Genomic DNA, 15,851 nt, shown 5'->3' with positions numbered 1-15,851 from the left:
GCTCAGCGCGTGCCGCGCAGCACTTCGATCGTGTCGCCTTCGATCTCGAGCACCTCGATCGGGCCGCCGTAGTGGCGCGAGAGCCCGACGTCGATGCGCCACACGCGCCCCTCGCACGCCGAGCCGATGCCCTCGTCCTGCACGGTGTGCCCGATCACCATGCGCGCCACGCCGAGCCCCTCGAGCGTCCGCGCGAGCGTCGCGCACGTCTCCGCGTCGTCGCCCAGCGCGAATGCGCGGTGCCACACCGGGCTCTCCTCGCCCGCGAGCGCGCGCGGCAGCGGCGCCTCGCCGAGCAGGAACGCGCGCACGTCGCGGTTGATCGCGTCGACGCCGCGCTCGAGCTGCGAGGGCGCGAGCCCGCCGTGCACGAACACCGTGTCTCCGACGATCGCGATCGTGTTGCGCGCCGCGAGCGCGCGCGCGATCGGACCTCCCGGCGCGAACGCGACCGCGCGCCCCAGCATGCGCGCCGGGATCCGCGACCGCGCCGCGCCCGGCGGTGCCTCGCTCGCGTACCGCGCGAAGTCGTCGAGCCCGTCGGGCGTCACGTAGCGGAAGTCGCCCTGCACGTTCATCAGCTCGTGGTTGCCGTGCAGCGCGACGAAGCGTCCGCCCGCCGCGTCCGCCTCGCGCTCGAGGCGCGACACGAGCGCGAGCACCTCGTCCTCGGTGTCGCCGCGATCGAGCAGATCGCCGACCTGCACGATCCACAACGCGCCACCGCTCCAGCGATCCGCGTCATCGATCGCGCCGGCCGCGCGCAGCGCGCTGCGCAGCGCATCGACGTCGCCGTGCACGTCGCCGATCGCGACGAGCCGCGGCGGCGCGGGGTACGTCGAAGGCGGCAGCGGCGGCACCTCGACCCGCGGCGCCTCCACCGCGCGCTTCGAGGGCGCGCGCGATCGCGACGGAGCAGGCGCGCTCGTCTCGCCGCAGCCGACGAGCACGAGCGCGACGACCAGCAGCAGCGCGCGCATCAGGAGACCGGCGCCACGCGCTCGAAGCGCACGATCGCGTCGCGCACCGCATCCGGCCACGCGCAGCTCTTCCGCGTCGCGAGCTCGACGTGCACGTAGACCAGCGTGCCCGTCGTCAGCAGCTCCGCGCCGCGCCAGATCGCGAGCTCACACGTCTTCGACGAGCGCCCGATGCGCGTCACGCGGCACCCGATCTCGATCTCGTCGTCGTAGCGCGCGGGCGAGCGGAACGACGCGCGCGCGTCGATCGCGAACACGTCGGTCCCCGCCAGGTCCTGCGGATAGCGGAACCCGATCGCGCGCCAGTACTCGCCGACCGCGAGGTCGAAGTAGACGAAGTAGTTCGGGTTGAACACGACGTCCTGACGATCGACCTCGGCCCAGCGCACGCGGAGCGGATGGAAGAAGGTGAAGTCCTCCCGACGCGGCTCGTCCATCGCGCGGATGGTGTCGCGTCAGCGCGCGACGCGCCCGTCGATGCGCGTGCGGATCTCGCCGCGCACGAGATCGCGCACGCCGTTCGACGCGAGGAAGTCGTGGGGGAAGCCGAGCTCGATGCGGCTCACCTCGTCGAGCTTCGCGAGGTGCGCCGGGCTCAGCGTCACCTCGACGCTCTTCATCGTGTCCGCGATCTGCTCGACCTTCCGCGCGCCGAGGATCGGGATCATCTCGTAGCCCTGCGCGCGCACCCACGCGGTCGCGACCTGCGACGACGTCACGCCGAGCTCGTCGGCGATCGCATCGACCGCGCGCGCGATCGCGAGCGAGCGCTCGTTCGTGCGCCCGCGCTGCTCGTTGCCCTGGGTGCGCAGCGAGTCGTTCTGCACGCCGGCGCGCGTGTACTTGCCGGTGAGCACGCCCGCCGCGAGCGGACCCCACGCGCACACCGACATCCCGAAGTGCCGCGCCATCGGCAGGAGATCACGCTCCGGCGTGCGCTGCAGCAGGCTGTACTCGATCTGCAGCCCGACGAACGGCGTCCAGTCGCGCAGCTCCGCCGCGACGTTCGCCGCCGACACGATCCACGCGGGCGCGTCGCTCACGCCGACGTAGAGCACCTTGCCGCTGCGCACCACGTCGTCGAGCGCGCGCATCGTCTCCTGCCACGGCGTCCAGTCGTCCCACGCGTGCACCCAGAGCAGATCGACGTAGTCGGTGCGCATCCGCGCGAGGCTCGCCTCGACCGAGCGCACGAGGTTCTTGCGGTGATTGCCCGACGCGTTGGGATCCGAGTGATCCATCGAGAGCGTGTACTTCGTCGCGACGACGTTCCGATCGCGCTTGCCCTGCAGCCAGCTCCCGACGAATTCCTCGGTCTGACCGCCGTGGTACTTGTTCGCGGTGTCGAGGAAGTTGCCGCCCGCCTCGGCGTACGCGTCGAGCACGCGATGGCTCGTCTTCTCGTCGGCGCCGAAGCCCCATTGCTCGCCGAAGCTCATGGTGCCGAGGCACAGCTCCGAGACGCGCAGCCCCGAGCGCCCGAGCAGTCGATAACGCAGCGTCATGTCCGTCCTCCGGTGTGCGCGCGAGCCTCGGGCCGCGACGCACGGCCGTCAACGGTGCGATTTTCGTGAGGGCGATCCGCCGCGCACCTGACGTACGATCGCGCGCTCCGAACAAGGACACGAAGAACACACCATGCTGCGCCGCTGTACGCTCCTCTCCCTCGTCCTCGTCATCGCGTCGGGTTGCTGCTTCGGCGGCACCGGCCTGCCCGGCAGCGCGCCGCCCGCGCCGACGCCGCCGGTGGGCACCACGCCGACCACCGCCGTCGCGCCCGTCGCGCCCGGCGCGACCATCTCGCTCGCGCCGGGCTTCATGCCCGACCCGCAGGTCTCGACCGGCGCCGCCGGTGGCCCGGTCGCCGCGAACACGATGAGCCCCGACTGCCGCGGCCACATCCCCGCGCAGCCGAGCCTGATCATCAACGCGACCGCGGCGTTCGCGAACCTGCGCATCGTCGCGAGCTCGAGCGCGGACACCACGCTCGTCGTGCAGCGCGCCGACGGGACGTTCCTCTGCAACGACGACAGCGAGGGCCTGAACCCGATCGTGCAGGGCGCGTTCGGGCCCGGTCAGCACCGCGTGTGGGTCGGCACGTGGAGCCCGACCGGCGCGGGCGCCGCGTACACGCTCGGCGTGACCGAGCTCGCGAGCGTGACCGCGGCGTCGCTCGGCGCGGCGGGCGGCGCGGCAGCGGGCGGAGGCACGCCCGTCGCCGGCGAGACGCGCACCGGCAACCTCGGGCCCGGCGACGCGCAGCTGCAGAGCGGCGAGTACCGCGACACCTACGAGTTCGCGTGGACCGCGGGCCAGCGCGTGCAGATCGACTGCACCGGCGACTTCGACAACTACCTCATCCTGCGCCGTCCCTCGGGCACGCAGGTCGACAACGACGACACGAACGGCACGAACGCGCAGATCATCGAGACGCTGACCGAGACCGGCACGTACACCGTCGTCGTCACGACGTACGCGCCCGGCCAGACCGGCTCGTACACGCTGACGATCCGCTGATCGCGGCGCAGGCCGCGCGTCTCACCCCGAGAGGCGCGCGGCCACCCACTTCTGCAGCCCCCCGGCCGGCGCGACGGGGCGCACGCGCGGTCGCTCCTCGACGCGCTCGCGGGCGAGCACGAGCTCCTCGCCGTCGTCGGGGATGCGCACCTTCGCGCGGAGCCCCTCGCGCTCCATGCGCGCACGCAGCGCCTCGCGCGTCGTCGGGCAGTGATCGAGCGCCTCGAGGTGGTTCAGCACGACCACGCCGGGCGCGCGCCGCACGAGCGTCACGAGCTCGTCGAGCGAGAACAGGATGTCGCCGCCGACGCCGAAGTTCGCGGCGCCCGCGGGCGCGACGATCACCTCGGGGCGCAGGCGCTCGATCGCGTCGAGCAGCGCGTCGCACAGCACCGCGTCGGACGTGAGCAGCACGCTCGGCTCGCCCTCGTGCGCGAGGTACACGCCCGCGACCGGGCCCATCAGCCACCCGACGAGCCCGCGCCCGTGTCGCGCCGGGACGATCTCGACGTCGATGCCGAGCCCGTCGAGCGCGCGCGCGTCGAGCCCCTTCGCGCGCAGGCTCGCGACGTCGACCGGGCTCGCCCACACCGGGAGGCCGCGCTCTCGGAGGAAGCGCCGTCCCGCGCCGTCGAGGTGATCGGGGTGCTCGTGGGTGACGAGCGCGCCCGTGAGGTCGTCGAGCCACGCCGGCGCGCCGGCCGGGAGCTCGACGGTCGGGTTCCTGCGCCCGGTGCCGCCGATCATGCGGAAGCCCGGCATCGAGCCCGCTGCGCCGAGCATCGGATCGACGAGCAGGCGGTGGGGACCGATCGAGAGGACGAGCGTCGCGTTGCGGAGTTGGCGGATTCTCATGCCCGAGCACGTTGCGCCATGCATGATCGGATGGCAGCGGCCGGAATCGGAACCCAGCCATCCGATGATGGATGGTCGACAGGGCACGCACATGGACTGGGATCACCTGCGCACGTTCGAGGCGGTCGCGCGGCTCGGGAGCGTCACCGCGGCGGCCAAGGCGCTCGGCGTGAGCCAGTCGACCGCGAGCCGTCACCTCGCGCGCCTCGAGGAGAGCGCCGGCTCGCCGCTCTTCGTCCGCAGCGCGCCGCTCGGGCTCACCGAGCGCGGCGCGTCGGTGCTCGCGGCGATGCGGCCGATGCTCGACGCCGCGCTCGCGGCCGAGGCCGCGCTCGAGGACACGCCCGAGCTGCGCGGCGAGGTGACGATCACGTCGACGAGCGAGCTCGTCCGATGGGAGCTGGTGCCGCGCCTCGCGCGCTTCCACGTCGCGTATCCGAACCTCCGTCTTCGTCTGCTCGCGGACAACCGCGTCGCGAGCCTGGCCGCGGGCGACGCGGACGTCGCGATCCGCATGGTCCGTCCTTCACGCGGCGAGCTGATCGCGCGTCGCTGGAGGACGATCACGCACGGCTACTTCGCGGCGCGCGGCCTCGAGCTGCACGACGCCGTGCCCTGGCTCGGCCTCGCGGGATCGCTCGCCGAGATCCCCGAGCAACGACACGCGGCGCGGGCGTTCGCCGGGCGTCCGCCACGCCTGCTCGTCGAGGACGTGGAGGCGCTCGGGCTCGCGGTCGCGGCAGGGCTCGGCGTCGCGATCCTCGCGCGCGAGCTGGCGCCGAGGCTCGGCGACCTGGTGGAGGTCGCGCCGCGCGACATCGGGGTCGAGGACCCGGCGAGCATCCCGGCGCGCGACATCTGGATCGTCGTGCACCGATCACGGCAGCGCTTGCCGCGGGTGCGCGCGGTGACGCGCTGGCTCGCGGGCCAGACGCGCTGACGGTCCCGCCCGCGCGCCAGGTGCTCGGCTCAGCCGGGGCCGGGTCGCGCGTCGTGGGTGCGCCCCTCGAGCTCGCGCGCTCGTCTTCGCGCGCCGCCCCACTGCTTGAAGAAGAACGGGACGCCCGCGGCCTCGCACTGATCGCGGATCGCGACGACCCACTCGTCGCGCACCGGTCGCGCGTGCAGCCCCGTCTCGCCGCCCGCGAGCACCCAGTCGATCCCGCGCAGATCCAGCGCGCCGACATCCTCGAGCAGCGGCTCGATCGCGACGAACCGACGCGCCGCGGGCACCTCGCGCAGCACGGCGATCCGCGGCACGCCGTGGCTGCGATCCTCGACGCTCACCCCGAGCCACACGTTCGGCAGCGCGACGAGCTCGATCGGCAGCGCGCCCACCACGTCGCGCATGCGCTCGGCGCGTCGGGTCAGCACCAGGAACGTGTGCCGCTCTGCCGCGTGCATCGTGCGGAACACCTGCTCGACGAACGCCGCGGGCACGCCGCCGTGGAACAGATCGCTCGTCGAGCCCACCGCGACCCGTCGTGGTCGGCGCCAGACCAGCGGCTCGTCGAGCGCGTCGGGCACGAGACGCAGATCGAAGCCGCGCTCGTACGCGTGGCCCGGCACGCCGCGCCAGCGCTCGGCGAAGGTGCGCGCGGAACAATGTCGGCAACCGGGCCCGACGGGCGTGCACCCGCGCACTGGGTTCCACGTCGTGTCGGCCCACTCGATGTCGATGCGCTCGCTCATGCCGCACGAACGTCGCGAACGCGCTCGGACTGACGGCGCGCGTCCGATATGCTGCGCGCTCCGTGACACTCGCTCGAACGCTCGCGGTCGTGACGCTGGGCGTCCTGATCGCGTCCTCCGCCGCCGCGCAGGATCGCGCGCGCGATCTCTCCCCGCCGTACCGCGGTGCGCCCTCCGCGCCGAGCCCACCGCGGCCCCCGTTGCCGCGCGCCGAGACCGCGGGGACCGACGAGGTCCAGGAGCTCACTGCGCAGCCGGCGCCCGGCGTGCCCACGCGCCGCGTGTACGGCGACGGTCAGGGACACGCGCTCGGCTGGGACGACCCCGAGCTCGATCTGCAGCCGCGCGGCTACGTGCACCTCGTGATGGGGTTCATCGCCGGCTGGTACGGCGGGACCGCGTCGTTCGACGAGGCGTTCGGCGGCGGCTACTCGCTCGCGATCGACGTGCTGCTCGAGCCGCGCGCGTCGCTGCACCTGCGGCTCGGCGCGAACGTGTCGCTGCGCACCGAGACGCGGCGCACGATCGGCGAGGACGAGCTGCGCTCCTCGGTGCTCTCGGCGCGCGGCGTCGTGCTGCTCGGCGTGCACCTCGCGCAGCTCGTCGCGCTGCGCGCGGGCATCGAGGTCGGAGAGGGCCACTCGTTCGTGCTCGGCGTCGCGAGCGGCGCGACGATCGGCTTCGCGTTCGTCGGTCAGGCGGGGATCCGCTTCGGCGGGGGCATGCTCGAGCTCGGCATCGAGACCGCGGCCGAGCTGCGCGAGGGCAACCTGCTGCACGTGATGAACGCGGCGCGCTCGATCCAGGAGCTCGCGCCGCGCGTCTCCGGCTACCTGGGGCTGACGCTGTGATGCGCCTCGTGGTGATCGTGGTGCTCGCGCTGACGCTCGGGTGCGTCGCGTCGGAGACCTATCGCGGGCACGCGTTCGTGCCCGCGCCGCGCCACTATCGCGTCCGTTACGTCGCGGGCGAGGACGACGCGCGGCGCATCCTGCCCGAGGGCTGGCGGGTGCGCGATCACCGCGTCGACGGCGATGGTCGTCCGACGCGCCCGTTCGACGCGCGCGAGGATCGCATCCGCATCGCGCTCGACGTCGACGGAGATCGCGAGGTCGATCTGCGCGGCACCACGCCGCGCTACGACCTGCGCTACGAGCACGACGAGGACGGCGCGGAGATCGCGGCGATGACGCTCCCGGTCGACGCGCGCATCGGGCGTCGATCGCTCGCGACGCTCGCGCACGGCCTGCTCGACGGAGTGTTCGGCGAGGGCTTCGTCGCCTTTCGCGGCGATCGGGCGCGCGCGTACGAGCTGCGCGTGGTCGACGAGTCGGAGGCCGAGGTCGGCGGCGCGCCAGCGTACGTCGTGACGTTCGAGCTCGCGCAGTCGCTCCCGGGGCGCGGCACCGCGTGGGGCCGCGGCACGACGACGACGATGGTGCTGGTGCGCCCTCCGCTGCGCTGGAAGCCCGACGCGCGCGCCAGCGAGGACGGCGCGCCGATGCTGGTGGTGCTGTTCTACGAGTCGCGCTCGGAGAGCTACGCGCTGCACCGCGCGGACTTCGACGCGATGCTCGACCGTCTCGACGTCCGCGCCGAGTGAGCGTGCTCGTCCGCGCGACGACCGCTCGCTGACCCGGAGACCGCTTGCGTCGATCCTCGACGCTGCGGTCTCGGGTCTCGGGCGGGAGGGAGGCTCGGCGGGCTTTGCCCCACGAGGGAGGGCGCGCCGCACGCGGCCTCCGGAAAGGAACGCCGAGCCCGAGTCGAGGTTCACCTCGACCGCGCGCTGGGTTAGCGTTCGGCCATGCCCACGTCCGACGAGATCCTCTACGACCACCGAACCGCCGAGCGCGCGTTCGAGCAGACACGCACCGAGCGCGCGGCATACGCAGTTGCATCGCTGCCCCGCCTCGACGTCGCGCTCGCGTCCGCGTTCTTCGTCGAGCAGGCGCGACGCCTCCGTGCTCCGGAGGTCGCGCGCGAGCTCGCCAAGATCCACCCGGATCTCCTCCCGCCCGACGCCGCCGACCGCATCGAGACCTCCGCGTGGGCGCTCTGGTTCGCGCACACGACGTGGCTCGCCGAGAGCTCCGGCAAGACGAGCGCGAAGCTCCGCGTCACCACGCTCCAGGCCGCGACCGAGCTGAAGCGCCGGATGACGAAGGTCGCGACGTTCGTGCTCGACGACGACCCGACCGCCGCGGCCGAGCTCGCGGCCATCGCGAGCGGGGTCGGTCACGCCGACCTCGCGAGCGACCTCGCACGTCTCGCGCGCCTCTACGCGCGCCACGCCGACGACCTCGCGAGCGCCGGCCCTCGCTACCGCGCCGCCGACGCGCGCCGCGCGCGCGAGCTCTCCGCGGCCATCCTCGCCGAGCTCGGTGAAGGCGACCCCGACGGCGAGACCACGTGGCGCAACGAGACGTCGCGCGCGTTCCAGCTCGCCGAGGAGACGTGGGACCGCACGCGCGCGTTCCTGCACGCGATCGACTTCGAGCACGGTGAGGAGCGCTACCCGTCGGTGTGGAGCATCCGCCCGGGACGCCGCGCCGAGCGCCGCAGCGAGGACGCGGACGACGACGGCGAGACCCCGAGCGGGGCGTGATCGCTCGAGATTCGGTCTTTTCGACCGAGCGGAGGGTGTCGGCGCCCGGGATTCGGTGAAATCGACTGATTCGCGGGTGCTCGCACCCGGAATTCGGTCGAATCGACTGATTCTCGGGTGTCCACCGCCGTCCGCCGGTCGTTTTCGTCGAATACCGCGCGTCCACACCCGCCGCGCAGTCGAAACGACCGCTCTCACGCGCGCGAGCAGCGAGACCGACGCGGAGCGAAGCCGACTCGCTCTGACGGAGCCGCCGTGCCGGACGGGCGACCATCACATCGCGCTGCGATTCGACTACCGCGTACGCCGCGGAGGTCTGCAGTGGCTCGCGGTCGCGCGCGATGCCGCGACTCCGGACTGCGACGAGTACGAGCTCTGGGTCATCCCAGGCTGGCTCGGCTGCCACGAGGAAGCGTACGAGCTCGACCCGAGCGGCGCGCCGCGCTCCGAGTGACCCCGACGTCGTGCGAAGCTGCGCTCGATGGGTTGGGCCACAGGACACGTCGAGCGGTTGAAGCGCGGCGAGACGGTGTCGTTCCGGCCGCGCGGGCACAGCATGAAGGGGCGCATCGAGAGCGGTCAGCTGTGCACCGTGGAGCCGCTCGGCGAGCGCGTCCCCGCCGCGGGCGACATCGTGCTCTCATCGGCAACAACCGCGGCGGCACCAACGGCTGGATCGCGCGGAACGCGATCTACGGCGTGCTGCTGCGTGTCGATCCCTGAGCCGATCGCAGCCCACTGTGCAGCCGGCGACACGTCCGGGCGACGACGTGTGCACGACACGATGCACCCGCACCGCGGGCGCCCGAGCTCCGCGCGGAACGCGACGTGCTCACGGCCGCGACATGCGCACGATGCTCGCGACCGTCTGGGTGCTCACGATGCTGGCCGCCGGATGCGGGGGGATGCCGCCCGTCTACGAGCGCCTGCCACGAGCGGTGCGGAGCTCGGTGCGGCACGACTTTCCAGACTGCGCGGACGTGCGCGGCTTCATGATCGAGCCGGCGGAGGGCCGCCCTCGGCGCGGCGACACGGTGCGCTACGAGGTGCGCTCGTGCGGGCTGAACGCGATCTACGTCTGCAGCCACGGCGACCGCCGCACGCCGTGCGATCTCGAGCACGTCATCGCGTCGAACGCCGGCGGTGAGGTGACGATCGCGCAGAGCGAAGCCGTGCTCGAGGTGATGCCGCCGCCCGCCGCGACGGCGCTGCTCGGCGCGCCGGCGATGCGCGCAGCGCCCGAGATCGAAGCGCTCGCATTCGAGTGGGAGGCCGAGTCGCTCGAGGGCTCGACGGCGCTGCTGGTGTCGGGCCCGATCGGGATCGTCGGCGGGTTCGGGCTCGCGCTCTACGAGGGCCTGCGTGGCGCGCGGTTCTGCGTGCTCTCGCCGTGCGCGGAGCGGACGATCTTTCCGAACGACGGCGTCGTCGCGCTGGGCCTCGCGATCGGCGGGCTCGGCGTGATCTCGACGGTCACCGGAGGGATCTGGCGCGCGATCGTCTCGAACCGCCGCGGAGAGCTCCACCGCGCGATGAGGGACCGGTGCCGCGAGCTCTCGTTCGGCACCGGCCCGACCCTCCTCGGCGTCAGCGCATCGATCTGCTTCCCATGACGCGCTCACCGCGCACGCCCGCGACTACGTCGCGCGCGTCCGCTCCCCACGACACATCACCGCGCACGCCCGCTCCTCCGCAACATCACCGCGCACGCCCGCGACTACGTCGCGCACGTCCGCTCCTCCAATCCCCGCGCGCAGCGCGCACGCACGCGACGGCGTCGCGCGCGTCCGCTCCTCCAATCCCGCGCGCAGCGCGCACACGCGCGACTTCGTCGCGCGGTGCTACTCGCGAGCGTCCGGGCCGCGGCGAAGCGCGGACCGGTCGCGAGCCATCCGCGACCTCATCCAGCGAGGCGGCAGAACCGCGGTACCGGGCGCGGGGTGCAGGGTCTGGCGGGCCCACGCAGCGACGCTCGCAGACACCTCGTCGAGACTGACGTGGTCGCTTCGCGGGACAGCGCAACGCGCGCCCCGCGAACGACCCTCCGCCTCCCGACGCTCTCACCGCGATCGAACAGCAGTCGCGAGTACCGGCCCGACAGACCCTGCACCCCGCGCCTCACGCCGACGCCTCTTCGACTACGGCCCATCCGAGTCGCAACACCGAAAGCCGAGCGACCCGAGCAGCGTGTCCTCCGTCGCGCGCGAGAGCTCGGTCGTGCACGTCAGCCCGAGCTCGGGCGACTCGTGCGAGCCGCCGCGCACCACGAAGATGCGCCCGCCGCCGCTCGCGGTGCCGCGCTGATCGGCGGTCCACTCCTTCGCGTTGCCCGACATGTCGAGCACGCCCTCTTCGCTCAGGCACATCGCGAGCGCGCCCGTCGCCTCGAGCCGCGAGTCGATCGCGCCGCCCGCGACCGCGTCGCGATCCGCGCCGTTGCACGTCGCGGCCTCGTACGCGTCGCCGTACGGATAGTCGCGACCGCTCGCGCCTTCACACGCCGCGCGCCACTCCGCCGCGGTGCACAGGCGATGTCCCGCCGCCGCGCACGCCGCGGCCGCTTCGTCGTAGCCGATGCTCGTCCACGGCAGCACGCCGCCGCGACCACACGCACGCGCGGTCGACGCGCCCGCCGCGCTCGCGCTCGAGTCCGGGCGCGACGCTTCGTGGCGATAGATCCAGAACGTCGTCGCGCCGCGCGTGATCTGCACCATGTCGTCGCGCACGCGCCCCGGGTCGGTCGGATCGCTGTCGTCGATCGTCCCGTCGCAGTCGTCGTCGACGCCGTTGCACAGCTCGACCGCGAGCGGCGCGCCCGGCACCGGATCGGGCAGCACGCTCAGATCGCAGATCGTGCGCGAGTCGTCCGCGGGGTCGCACGCGATCTCGCCGGCGTCGCGGCACGCGCCGCGCGCGCCGTTGTCGCACGCGTCGCCGAGCGTCGCGAAGCTCTCGTCGCGCAGGCCGTCGCAGTCGCCGTCCTCGCCGTCGCAGCGCGTCTCCTCGAGCGCGATGCCGTTGGGCACGACGGGATCGAACTCGACGCTCGCGGGGTAGTCGCAGAACCACGTGGTGCGGCCCTCGCGCGTCGTGCACGTGGGGACGACGCCCGCGCACGGCGTGCCCGGCGTGGTGCGGCACAGACCGGGCGGCGGCGCGGGGAGCATCTCGTCGACGACTCCGTCGCAGTCGTCGTCGAAGCCGTTGCACTCCTCGCCCTGCGTCGGGAAGACCGGGCACGCGTACTCGCAGCCCGGCACGTCGTCGAGATCGACGAAGCCGTCGAAGCACGCGGTCACGGCGCACGCGCCGCTCGTGCACTGCCCCTCGGCGTTCGGAAAGCGGCACTGAGTGCCACATTCGCCGCAGTTCGTCGGATCGCTCTGGAGGTCGAAGCCCTCGTCGACGAGATCGTCGCAGTCGTCGTCGAGCTCGTTGCAGAGCTCGACCGCGCCGTCGGTGGGCACGCACTCGCCCGCGTCGACGGGGACCTCGGCGTCCTCGTCGGAGGCGCGCGCGTCGCGCGCGGCGTCGCTCACACCTCCGTCGATCGGGTCCGGGCACGCGATGCAGTAGGGATCCACCTCGCAGCCCGCGACGATCATCGCGAGCGCGATCACGCTCCACCCGCGGCTCATCGCGCGCCTCCACGACGACGGCGCACCACGACGAGCGCGAGCGCGATCATCGCGAGCACCACGGCGCCACCACGCGACGCGCCCGGCGCGACCACGCTGCACACGCCGCCGCCGCCCGCCGCGAGCACCCACTCGCCGGTGCCCGCGTCCACGCCACCACCGACGCGCGCGCACTCCGCGACGCCGCTCGTGCTCACCGCGCACGAGCGACCCGCGGGGCACGTCACGAGCGCGCACGGATCGGGGATGCACCCCGTCGCGCCCGCGCAGACCTCGCCCCGATCGCAGCGCACACCGCGGCACGGGTCCATGCGGCACTCGCCGGCGACGCACACGCGACCGCCGTCGCAGGTCACGCCCGCGCAGGGATCGCTCTCGCACGTGCCGTCCGCCGCGCAGCGCTGGCCCGCCGGGCAATCACCGGGCCCGCACGCGCTCCGGCAGTCGCCGTCGACGCACATCTGCGCGCTCGAGCACGTCGCGTCGTCGCAGCGATCCGGACGGCACGCGCCGTCCCAGCAGAGCTCGCCAGCCGCGCAGCCGAGCACCTCGCAGCCGACGCAGTCGCCGCCGCGGCACTCCTCGCCCTCGCCGCACGTCACACCCTCGCACGGGTCGACGCACACGTCGTCGACGCAGCGCTCGTGCGCCTCGCACTCCGCGCACGCGGTGGGCACGCAGTAGTTGCCGGTCGCGCCCTCGGGCATCGTGCACACGAAGTCGACCGGGCACGGGAACTCCATCGCGGGATCGCACGAGCGGCGGCACGAGCCCTCGAGGCAGAGCGAGCCGACCGGACACTCCGCGAGATCGTCGGCCATGCCGTCGCAGTCGTCGTCGAGGCCGTTGCACACCTCGTCGCGCGGGCCGCGACCGCCGATGCACGTGAGCTCGCCGCCGACGCAGCGCAGCGCGCCGGGCTCGCACTGTCCTTCGTCCTCGCCGCACGGCGTGCCGAGCGCGGGATCGACCTCGTCGACGAGCCCGTTGCAGTCGTCGTCGACGCCGTTGCAGACCTCGGCGCCGGTCGGCGTGCACTCGGTGTTGCAGGTGAGGCCCTCGTCGATCGCCTCGTCGCAGTCGTCGTCCATCGCGTTGCACGACTCGGTGCCGGGTGACGCACCGGGCATCGTGATCGCGCACTCGACCGCGAGCTCGCTCGCCGCGCACACCGTCGCGCCGGTGCCGCGGCACGCGCCGACGAGCCCGTCGTCGCACGCGTCGCCGAGCGCGAAGCCCTCGTCGGTGCGACCGTCGCAGTCGTCGTCCATCGCGTTGCAGCGCTCGGTGCGCAGCGAGCCCTCGAGGATCGAGGTGATCGCAGGCACGAGCTCCGCAGGGTTGCGCACGAACGTCGCGTTCATGCGCGTGTTGCCCGAGCCCGCGCGCGCGATCGCGTTGAGCGACGCCTCTTCGTCGGCGCGCACGCTCACGGCGACGACGTACGTCTCGATGCCGAACGTGTCGTGCAGACGGCGCGCCTGCGCGACGGGATCGCCGCCGCAGCTCTCGGCGCCGTCGGTCACGAGGATCACCGCGTAGCCGCGGCACCCGGTCGACGGATCGGTGGCGCGGATCGGGACGACGTAGTCCTCGATCGTCTGGAGCGATCCTGCGAGCGGCGTCTCACCGCTCGCGCGCACCTCGCAGTCGCGACCGGCGCGCGCGTGGCGGCACACGTCACCGGGCGTCGTGTCGGCGTCGAACGCGGTCTCGCGTCCGTCGAGCCAGCGCACGAGATCGCGCGTGGGCGTGCCGAAGCCGCTGAGCACGTCGGCGCCACGGCGCGGCGGGCCGCAGGTGCCCGCGTAGTTGATGCACTCGTCGCCCGCGGTGGAGATCGGGCGGATCGCGACGTTCGTGGAGGGCCCGATCGCGACGTTGCACGCGACCGTCCCGGTGTTGTCGCCGGGGTTGTCGTAAGTGCCGATCAGGCCCTCGCACTCGAACCAGCGCGCGGTCTGGCACGAGCGCTCGACGCCCTGGTCCTGGTGGTAGCGCGCGAGCGCGAAGTCGATCTCGGGGTACGCGCTGATCACCTGCGCGAGCGACTCGCGCGCGAGCGAGAGGCGCGAGTCGTCGGGACGACCGTTGCCGTCGGTGTCGATGCCCGGGCGATCGACGCTGCCGTCGCCGAACGTCGGATAGCCGCGCAGGTCGAGCAGCATCGAGCTCGAGGTGTCGAGCACCACCGCGATGCGCGGGCGCGCGCCGGCGTCGCTCGCGCGGCAGCTCGGATCGCTGGTGACCATCGGCGCGCACGTCACGGGCGCGCCGGACGCGCACGCCGCGATGTCGCGCGCGCAGGCGCCGAGGCCGCAGCTCGTCGTGCCGAGGCCCTCGTCGACGTTGCCGTCGAAGTCGTTGTCGAAGCCGTCGCAGTACTCGCCGACGTACGCGCCGTCGAGCAGCAGCTCGCCCGCGCCGCCGCCGGCTTCGCCGCGACAGATCTCGCAGACGCCGCCCGCCGCGCCGCCGACGTCGAAGGTCGCGCCGTAGTGCAGCGACGAGCTGCGCGAGAGCACGTTGATGATGCCGCCGCCGCCGCCGCCGCCGCAGTCGTCGCAGGTGCCGCCCGCCTGTCGTCCGGCGCAGTCCGCGAAGTCGGGCTGGTCGCCTCGGCCGGAGTTCGTGTCGCCCCCGAGCCCGCCCGCCGCGGTGACGACACCCGTCGCGCCGACCTGCACCTGATCGCCGACGATCAGGATCGATCCGCCCGCACCCCCGCCGCCCGAGTCGTTGCCGCTGCCGCAACCGCGACGGCCCGCAGCGTTGATGGTGCCGTCGATCTGCACGGTGCCGGTGCCCGCCGCGGTGAGCCCGACGAGGACGATCCGACCGCCGCCCGCGCCGCCCGTCGACGCGGCGTCGAACCCGTCGCGGCATCCCTTGTCGCCGCCCGACGCGCCGAACTCGATCTCGTAGATGCTGTGCCGGTACGCGTCGCCGGCGACGCTCGGCAGACCGTCGTTGTTGTAGCAAGTGCCGCCGGTCTCGGTGCACGCAGTGGCCGTGGCGTTGAGCGCGCCGCACGACTCCTCGAACTCCTGCGGGAACTGGCAAGAGGTCGTGGAGCCGAAGACGAAGCAGTCCTTGGTGCCGCGGCCTCCGCGTCCGAAGTGCGCGCCGCCTCCGCCCGAGTCCAGCACCGCGCAGCCGCCGCGACCGCCCGAGAGCGGCGCGGTCGTGGGCCCGCGACCGTTGCCGCAGACGACCGGCTGATAGCCCGCACCGCGCGCGACGATCGACGACGTCGCGTCGACGAGGATGCTCTCGGCGATCAGCACGAGGTTGCCGGTGTTCGTGCGATCGGTGCCGTCGAACCCGGGCACGATGATGCGCCCGTTGTTGATCACCCGCACCGTGCGATAGCGGCGAACGCCGCCGAGCGTGGCCGTCGTGCCGTTCACGACGAGGTCCTGCGCGCTCGCGAGCGCTGGGAAGACGGAGAGAAGGAAGAAGAAGAGAGCGACGGCGACCCGTGACATCGCCGGGGAGTGTCGCTCATCCGGGTACAGTCAGGGAAGCCGTTTGCGGAAATACAGTGAGGCGGAACGCGTG

Annotated in this window: 13 protein-coding genes; 6 read left to right on the top strand and 7 right to left on the bottom strand. The window is 73.3% G+C overall.

From position 1 onward, the window contains the following. Positions 1–2: 2 nt before the first annotated feature. Genes DB32_RS04140 through DB32_RS04130 form a run of 3 tightly spaced genes read right to left on the bottom strand, consistent with a single transcriptional unit; the run spans position 3 to position 2,485 of the window. Entirely contained in the window at positions 3–980 is a 978-nt protein-coding gene (locus tag DB32_RS04140) for a metallophosphoesterase (RefSeq protein WP_157068702.1), read from the bottom strand. After that, positions 980–1,417: an acyl-CoA thioesterase gene (locus DB32_RS04135; RefSeq protein WP_053231114.1), complete on the bottom strand. Its 438-nt coding sequence runs from the start codon at positions 1,415–1,417 to the stop codon at positions 980–982. Before DB32_RS04135 ends, DB32_RS04140 begins: the two co-directional genes overlap by 1 nt. 18 nt (positions 1,418–1,435) lie before the next feature. Next, positions 1,436–2,485, bottom strand: coding sequence for an aldo/keto reductase (locus DB32_RS04130; protein WP_083457133.1), 1,050 nt, complete (start codon positions 2,483–2,485; stop codon positions 1,436–1,438). Positions 2,486–2,618: 133 nt separating this feature from the next. Between DB32_RS04130 and DB32_RS04125 the strand changes: the two genes are divergently transcribed. Next, positions 2,619–3,497, top strand: coding sequence for a pre-peptidase C-terminal domain-containing protein (locus DB32_RS04125; protein ID WP_053231113.1), 879 nt, complete (start codon positions 2,619–2,621; stop codon positions 3,495–3,497). 21 nt (positions 3,498–3,518) lie between these two features. Here DB32_RS04125 and DB32_RS04120 read toward each other — a convergent pair whose 3' ends face one another. Beyond that, complete coding sequence (locus DB32_RS04120; RefSeq protein WP_053231112.1) at positions 3,519–4,352, bottom strand: MBL fold metallo-hydrolase; 834 nt, start codon at positions 4,350–4,352, stop codon at positions 3,519–3,521. 67 nt (positions 4,353–4,419) lie between these two features. Between DB32_RS04120 and DB32_RS46370 the strand changes: the two genes are divergently transcribed. Then, a complete protein-coding gene (locus DB32_RS46370; RefSeq protein WP_169791329.1) occupies positions 4,420–5,292 on the top strand; it encodes a LysR family transcriptional regulator in 873 nt (290 codons plus the stop codon). Positions 5,293–5,321: 29 nt separating this feature from the next. Here the strand turns inward: DB32_RS46370 and DB32_RS04110 are convergent, their stop codons facing one another. Next, the gene (locus DB32_RS04110) at positions 5,322–6,044 is read right to left on the bottom strand and encodes a DUF5131 family protein (RefSeq protein WP_053231110.1); all 723 of its coding nucleotides are present in this window, start codon (positions 6,042–6,044) and stop codon (positions 5,322–5,324) included. Positions 6,045–6,106: 62 nt separating this feature from the next. On the opposite strand from DB32_RS04110, the gene DB32_RS04105 reads away from it, so the two are divergent. From DB32_RS04105 to DB32_RS04085, 4 genes are all read left to right on the top strand, one after another. Next, positions 6,107–6,895, top strand: coding sequence for a hypothetical protein (locus DB32_RS04105; RefSeq protein ID WP_157068700.1), 789 nt, complete (start codon positions 6,107–6,109; stop codon positions 6,893–6,895). Further along, positions 6,895–7,647 (top strand): hypothetical protein, encoded by a 753-nt coding sequence (locus DB32_RS04100; RefSeq protein ID WP_157068699.1) that lies wholly within the window; start codon positions 6,895–6,897, stop codon positions 7,645–7,647. The genes DB32_RS04105 and DB32_RS04100 overlap by 1 nt, the downstream gene beginning before the upstream one ends. A 204-nt stretch (positions 7,648–7,851) precedes the next feature. Continuing rightward, complete coding sequence (locus DB32_RS04095; protein ID WP_053231107.1) at positions 7,852–8,652, top strand: hypothetical protein; 801 nt, start codon at positions 7,852–7,854, stop codon at positions 8,650–8,652. 845 nt (positions 8,653–9,497) lie between these two features. Then, positions 9,498–10,265 (top strand): hypothetical protein, encoded by a 768-nt coding sequence (locus tag DB32_RS04085; RefSeq protein ID WP_053231105.1) that lies wholly within the window; start codon positions 9,498–9,500, stop codon positions 10,263–10,265. 525 nt (positions 10,266–10,790) lie between these two features. Here DB32_RS04085 and DB32_RS04075 read toward each other — a convergent pair. Both DB32_RS04075 and DB32_RS04070 read right to left on the bottom strand, forming a co-directional pair. Beyond that, complete coding sequence (locus tag DB32_RS04075) at positions 10,791–12,290, bottom strand: formylglycine-generating enzyme family protein (protein ID WP_053231103.1); 1,500 nt, start codon at positions 12,288–12,290, stop codon at positions 10,791–10,793. Continuing rightward, complete coding sequence (locus DB32_RS04070) at positions 12,287–15,778, bottom strand: vWA domain-containing protein (RefSeq protein WP_053231102.1); 3,492 nt, start codon at positions 15,776–15,778, stop codon at positions 12,287–12,289. The genes DB32_RS04075 and DB32_RS04070 overlap by 4 nt, the downstream gene beginning before the upstream one ends. Between the last annotated feature and the right edge of the window lie 73 nt (positions 15,779–15,851).

It is taken from the genome of Sandaracinus amylolyticus (assembly GCF_000737325.1).
Taxonomy (GTDB): Bacteria; Myxococcota_A; Polyangia; order Polyangiales; family Sandaracinaceae; genus Sandaracinus; species Sandaracinus amylolyticus.
This window is presented reverse-complemented; position numbering and strand designations above follow the sequence as displayed.

Coding starts and splice junctions, on each gene's coding strand:
- DB32_RS04120 (WP_053231112.1), bottom strand. CDS start 4,352: ATGAGAATCCGCCAACTCCGCAACGCGACGCTCGTCCTCTCGATCGGT.
- DB32_RS04135 (WP_053231114.1), bottom strand. CDS start 1,417: ATGGACGAGCCGCGTCGGGAGGACTTCACCTTCTTCCATCCGCTCCGC.
- DB32_RS46370 (WP_169791329.1), top strand. CDS start 4,420: ATGGATGGTCGACAGGGCACGCACATGGACTGGGATCACCTGCGCACG.
- DB32_RS04130 (WP_083457133.1), bottom strand. CDS start 2,485: ATGACGCTGCGTTATCGACTGCTCGGGCGCTCGGGGCTGCGCGTCTCG.
- DB32_RS04070 (WP_053231102.1), bottom strand. CDS start 15,778: ATGTCACGGGTCGCCGTCGCTCTCTTCTTCTTCCTTCTCTCCGTCTTC.
- DB32_RS04140 (WP_157068702.1), bottom strand. CDS start 980: ATGCGCGCGCTGCTGCTGGTCGTCGCGCTCGTGCTCGTCGGCTGCGGC.
- DB32_RS04095 (WP_053231107.1), top strand. CDS start 7,852: ATGCCCACGTCCGACGAGATCCTCTACGACCACCGAACCGCCGAGCGC.
- DB32_RS04100 (WP_157068699.1), top strand. CDS start 6,895: ATGCGCCTCGTGGTGATCGTGGTGCTCGCGCTGACGCTCGGGTGCGTC.
- DB32_RS04110 (WP_053231110.1), bottom strand. CDS start 6,044: ATGAGCGAGCGCATCGACATCGAGTGGGCCGACACGACGTGGAACCCA.
- DB32_RS04075 (WP_053231103.1), bottom strand. CDS start 12,290: ATGAGCCGCGGGTGGAGCGTGATCGCGCTCGCGATGATCGTCGCGGGC.
- DB32_RS04085 (WP_053231105.1), top strand. CDS start 9,498: ATGCGCACGATGCTCGCGACCGTCTGGGTGCTCACGATGCTGGCCGCC.
- DB32_RS04125 (WP_053231113.1), top strand. CDS start 2,619: ATGCTGCGCCGCTGTACGCTCCTCTCCCTCGTCCTCGTCATCGCGTCG.